The sequence below is a fragment of the Frankia sp. CoBUL1 genome, assembly GCF_978021245.1.
Window position 1 is genome coordinate 1 of the sequence record NZ_CDXDOS010000235.1, and the last position, 5,329, is coordinate 5,329.

Sequence of the window (5,329 nt, forward strand, 5' to 3'; positions counted from 1 at the left end):
GGCAGAAAGAGCACGCGCATGCGATCGGTCACCGGAGCATCCAGGCAGAGCAGACCGGATCGCCCGGCAGGGAGGTCGACCATCATGATGTTCGCATCCGTCGGAGAGAGGTTCGTCGTCCACGGCCGCACGGTGGGCAGCCCGGAACGACACGGGACCGTGGTCGAGGTACGCGGCGAGGACGGAGGCCCGCCGTTCGTCGTGCGTTGGGATGACGGGCACGAGGGGCTCTTCTTCCCGAGCTACGACTCGCTCGTCGAACTCCGACCGTCACGGGAGTCCGCGGGCGTCTGACCCCGGGCACGTCCGACCCCGGAGAGGATGGCGACGGTAGCCGAGCCCGGGGAGCCAGGCCCGGGGGCGTGTTGATCGCCTGAAACATTTTCCGGCGAAATCGGCTGCCCCGGGGCCTTCAGGCGGTGTGACCTGCTGCGCTATACAGCAGGGACACAGCCGTCGGACCGACAGGTAACACGCGTCGATCCGGAGGCAACGCGGATAACTCCGGAGCGTGACCGATGTCGACGCCTTCCCCCTCCACCGACGATCCAGCCGATCATCCCGGCCGGCCCGAACACCGGTCGGAGCCAGGCCGCCCCTCGGAACCGGACCACGGGTCGGGCCCGGACCGCCGGTCCGGGCCATCGGCGGCACTCGCCCGTATGGTCGGTACGGTCGGTACGGTCAGTCGGCGCTCGGGCATCGTCGCCGTCGTGGCGCTGCTCGTCACCGCCGCCCTGGGGTTCGGAACCACCCGGCTGGAATTCACCACCGGCCAGGACAACTATCTGAACCCCGACTCCCAGGTCGCCCGGGACAACGTCGCCTACCAGTCCCTCTTCGGCGGCCAGGCGATGGTCACGCTGTTCACTCTGGACAAGGGCGAACGACTCGAGGACCTGTTCACCAAGCGCAACATCAGCCAGTTCCGGGAGTTGCAGGCCAGCCTCGACGCCGATGACCGGATCGAATCGGTTATCACCCCGCTCGCGGCGCTGGAGTTCACGAACAACCTGGTCACGAGCCCGGACGGCAATCCCGTCAACAGCCCCGCCGGGAAGATCCTGCTCGGTGCCCAGCGCCGCGATCCGGATCCGGTCTCCGCCCAGCGGCGCCTCGCCGACTCCGTCACGACGCTGCGGCGGATGCAGGCGATCCCGGTGGCCGAGCGGGTCTACGACAACCCGGCCTGGGTCTCCTTCCTGCTCCGCGACAACACGGGTGCCATCCGTAAGTCGATCAAGCCGTTCTTCCCGACCGAATCCACCAGCCAGATGGTCACCCGACTGCGGGGCAACGCCTCCCTCACGACCGAGGGCCAGGCCGCGACCCTGGCCGAGAAGGCCGTGTCCGAACGCATGTTCGACAATGCGACAACAATGTCGACCGGGGCGCCCGCGCTGCTGCGCGACCTCAACGACTACCTGCGCGGCGGGTTCGTCACCCTCGGGGGCATCTCCCTGGCGCTGATGGCCGGCCTGCTGCTCGTCGCCTTCGCGGTGCGCTGGCGGCTGCTCCCGCTCGGCGTCGTCGCCGTCGGCCTCATCTGGGCGTTCGGCCTCGCCGGCTACGCGGGTGTCCCGCTGTCGGTGGTGACCATCTCCGGTCTGCCGGTGCTGCTCGGCGTCGGCATCGACTTCGCCGTCCAGCTCCACAGCCGGGTGGAGGAGGAGGCTCAACTGGCCCGGGCCGGCCATCCCGTCACCGCGGCCCTGGCCGGGCTGCTGCCCGCGGTGCTGTCCTTCCTCGCGCTGGAGTTCAGCGACGTCCCGATGATCCGGGACTTCGGCACGCTGCTCGCCCTGGGCCTGCCGGTGATCGTCATCGCCACGATCCTGTTCCTCACCGCCTCGTTGGGCCTGCGGGAACGTCGCCGGCCAACCCCCCCGAAGGACTACACCCACGGCCCGCTGGGTCGGACGGTGATCACCCTGGGGTCCCTGCCACGGATCACCGCGGTCCCGCTCGTCGCCGTGTCCGTCGCGGTCTTCGCCGTCGGGATCGTCACCGACGGCACACTGAAGATCCAGACCGATCCGGAGAAATGGGTCGACCAGCAGGGTCAGGTCATCAAGAACATCAACACGCTGCGCGCGAGCACCGGATCCGCCAGCGAGCTGGGCATCTACGTCCAGTCACCGAACGTCTTCGACGACGCCACCGTCGCCTTCCTCGCCGAGTTCGCGAACACCCGGCTCGCGAAGGACCCGGCCGACCTGCTGACCGCGTCGAGCCTCGTCACGACCATCAGCTTCATGATGGAGGTGCCGAACACGACGGTCGTCCTGCCGACGGGTCAGGACGTCCGGCTCGGCTACGCCGCGGCACCGCCCGACCTCCAGCGCGCCACGGTGAACCTGGCCCACAACGCGCTCAACCTCGTCTTCCGTACCGGATCGGGCTCGTTGGAACGGCAGGCCGCAATCGTCGACGACATCCGGGACACGGTCCATCCGCCGCAAGGGGTACGCGCCACCCCGTCGGGCCTCGTCGTGGTCGGCACCGGGCTGCTGGAGAACTTCACGAAGAACCGGACCCAGCTGACCTACTTCGCGCTGGTCGGCGTCCTGCTCATGCTGCTGGTCTGGCACCGCAGCATCGTCCGGGCGGTCCTGTCGCTGGTGCCAGTGCTGATCGCGGTCGGGCTCAGCTCCATGATCGCCTGGCTGGCCGGTGTCGATCTCAGCCCGCTCACCGCGGTCGGCGGCCCGCTCGTCATCGCGCTGGGCAGCGAGTTCACCACCCTGCTCGTGCTTCGCCACCTGGAAGAGCGTCGACGCGGCCTGACGCCGAAGGAGGCCGCCGACCAGACCGCGGCCCGCACCGGACGCGCCTTCGTGGTCTCCGCGCTCGCCGCCGTGATCGGGGTCGCCGTCCTGGCCTTCAGCTCCCTACCGCTGCTGCGTGACTTCGGTCTGCTGGTCGCCCTCAACGTCGCCGTCGCCCTGCTATCCGCGCTGGTCGTCCTCCCACCCCTGTTGGTCTGGGCGGACGAACGCGGCTGGGTGCACCAGCCGCGCCAGGACGACCCGGGCCCGGCGGTCGACAGAACCGGACCGGGTCTTCGTCAACACGGCGACATGTGGGACGCTCAAGAAACCCGTTCCAAGGCCGGCGCATCACGGCCGCGGCCGATGGCGGGTGGAAACCGGGACGAGACATCCGCCGTATAGGCTCGGCAGCCGCCCGAGCATCGAAGGAGAGGGCATGAGTTTCGAGTTCAAGGTCGCGGATCTCGCACTGGCCGAGTTCGGCCGCAAGGAGATCCGGCTTGCCGAGCACGAGATGCCCGGCCTCATGGCCACCCGGGCGGAATACGCGGCCAGCCAGCCCCTCAGGGGCGCCCGCATCATGGGCTCCCTGCACATGACAATTCAGACCGCGGTGCTGATCGAGACCTTGGTAGCGCTCGGCGCCGACGTCCGTTGGGTCTCCTGCAACATCTTCTCTACCCAGGACCACGCGGCCGCCGCCGTCGTCGTCGGGCCGAACGGAAGCAAGGACGACCCGCGGGGCGTGCCGGTCTTCGCCTGGAAGGGCGAGACCCTCGACGAGTACTGGTGGTGCACGGACCAGGCGCTGGCCTGGCCGGACGGCGGCACCCCGAACATGATCCTCGACGACGGCGGCGACGCGACCCTGCTCGTCCACAAGGGCGCCCAGTTCGAGGCGGCCGGCGCGGTCCCCGCGACGGACGCTGCGGACGGCGAGGAGTACGCGATCGTCCTGGAGACCCTGCGCCGCACCATCGCGCAGAAGCCGGGTCGGTGGACCGAGACCGCGAAGAACATCAAGGGCGTCACCGAGGAGACCACGACCGGCGTGCACCGTCTCTATGAGATGGCGAAGGCCGGCACGCTGGCATTTCCGGCGATCAACGTCAACGACTCGGTGACGAAGTCGAAGTTCGACAACAAGTACGGCTGCCGCCACTCCGTCATCGACGGTCTCAACCGCGCCACCGACGTGCTCATCGGCGGCAAGGTCGCCGTGGTGTGCGGCTACGGTGACGTCGGCAAGGGCTGTGCGGACGCGCTGCGCGGCCAGGGAGCCCGGGTGATCGTCACCGAGATCGACCCGATCTGCGCCCTGCAGGCCGCGATGGACGGTTTCCAGGTCACCACCCTGGAGGACGTCGTCGCGACGGCGGACATCTTCGTCACCACGACCGGCAACCTCAACATCATCCATGCCGAGCACATGGCGGCGATGAAGCACCAGGCGATCGTGTCGAACATCGGGCACTTCGACAACGAGATCGACATGGCCGGCCTGGCCAGGACCCCCGGCATCGAGAAGATCAACATCAAGCCGCAGGTCGACGAGTGGGTGTTCCCGGACGGCCACTCGATCATCGTGTTGGCCGAGGGCCGGCTGATGAACCTCGGTTGCGCCACCGGACATCCGAGCTTCGTGATGTCGAACAGCTTCACCAACCAGGTGATCGCGCAGATCGAGCTGTTCACGAAGACCGAAAACTACCCCGTCGGGGTATACGTGCTGCCCAAGAACCTCGACGAGAAGGTCGCCCGGCTGCACCTGGACGCGCTGGGCGTGAAGCTCACCCAGCTGACCAAGCAGCAGGCGGACTACATCGGCGTGCCCGTCGAGGGTCCGTACAAGGCCGACCACTACCGCTACTGATCGGCCCGGTCCTCTCGCGCCGATTCCGGTTAATCCGATTAATCCGGTCGACCGGATTCGGCGCTTCAACCTGAATCGGCGCTTCGCCGGCCGGGATCGGTCAGCGTCTCCTGGACGACCAGCAAACCGACGTCCACGACGGGTCGCTCAGGTCGTCCAGGCTGTACCAGCCGGCCGGCAGGTAGGTCCCCCAGGTCGCCGGCGGGACGTCGGCGCTCGCCCGGTCCGGTACCGCGGGCCTGCGCACACCGAAGGTCGCGTCGCCGCCGGGGCAGCTCAGGTGCCCGAACCTGAAGATCGGCTCGCCGGCCTCCTCACCCCGGCCGGGGCCGGTCCGGCACAGCGATGCCGTGGCCGGCGGCCACAACGAGGCGACAACGAGGCGACATGGACGTAGAAACCGGCGTCGAGATACGTCGCGGGTCTGTTCGGCTCTCCGGCCGCCGCCGGCACACCGACCTCCGTCGCCTGCCCGCCCGGGCAGCTCGCCCAGGTCGCTCCACCGGCCTGCGCGGCGCCCGCGTTCACCAGAGCCAGGATGCTGCTCACCGCGAGGGTCGCCCCGGCGGTGGTCAGAATGGCCGTAAGTGTTCGGTGATGTCGTGGGAGGGCTCGCCGAATGCCCGGCCGGCGTTGCCGGTCGGGTGCTGTCGGTGAGGCGAGTTAAGGCGCGGGTCCGTCGTGA

At 68.8% G+C, this 5,329-nt stretch carries 3 protein-coding genes; all 3 read left to right on the forward strand.

Annotated features, from left to right (window positions below; genetic code table 11):
* Positions 1-87 precede the first annotated feature (87 nt).
* The gene (locus AC08OX_RS14545) at positions 88-294 is read left to right on the forward strand and encodes a DUF1918 domain-containing protein (RefSeq protein ID WP_035729341.1); all 207 of its coding nucleotides are present in this window, start codon (positions 88-90) and stop codon (positions 292-294) included.
* A gap of 368 nt (positions 295-662) precedes the next feature.
* Positions 663-3,173, forward strand: coding sequence for an efflux RND transporter permease subunit (locus tag AC08OX_RS14550; RefSeq protein WP_476608315.1), 2,511 nt, complete (start codon positions 663-665; stop codon positions 3,171-3,173).
* A gap of 34 nt (positions 3,174-3,207) precedes the next feature.
* Entirely contained in the window at positions 3,208-4,644 is a 1,437-nt protein-coding gene (gene ahcY / locus AC08OX_RS14555; protein ID WP_476608316.1) for an adenosylhomocysteinase, read from the forward strand.
* The last annotated feature ends 685 nt before the right edge of the window (positions 4,645-5,329 follow it).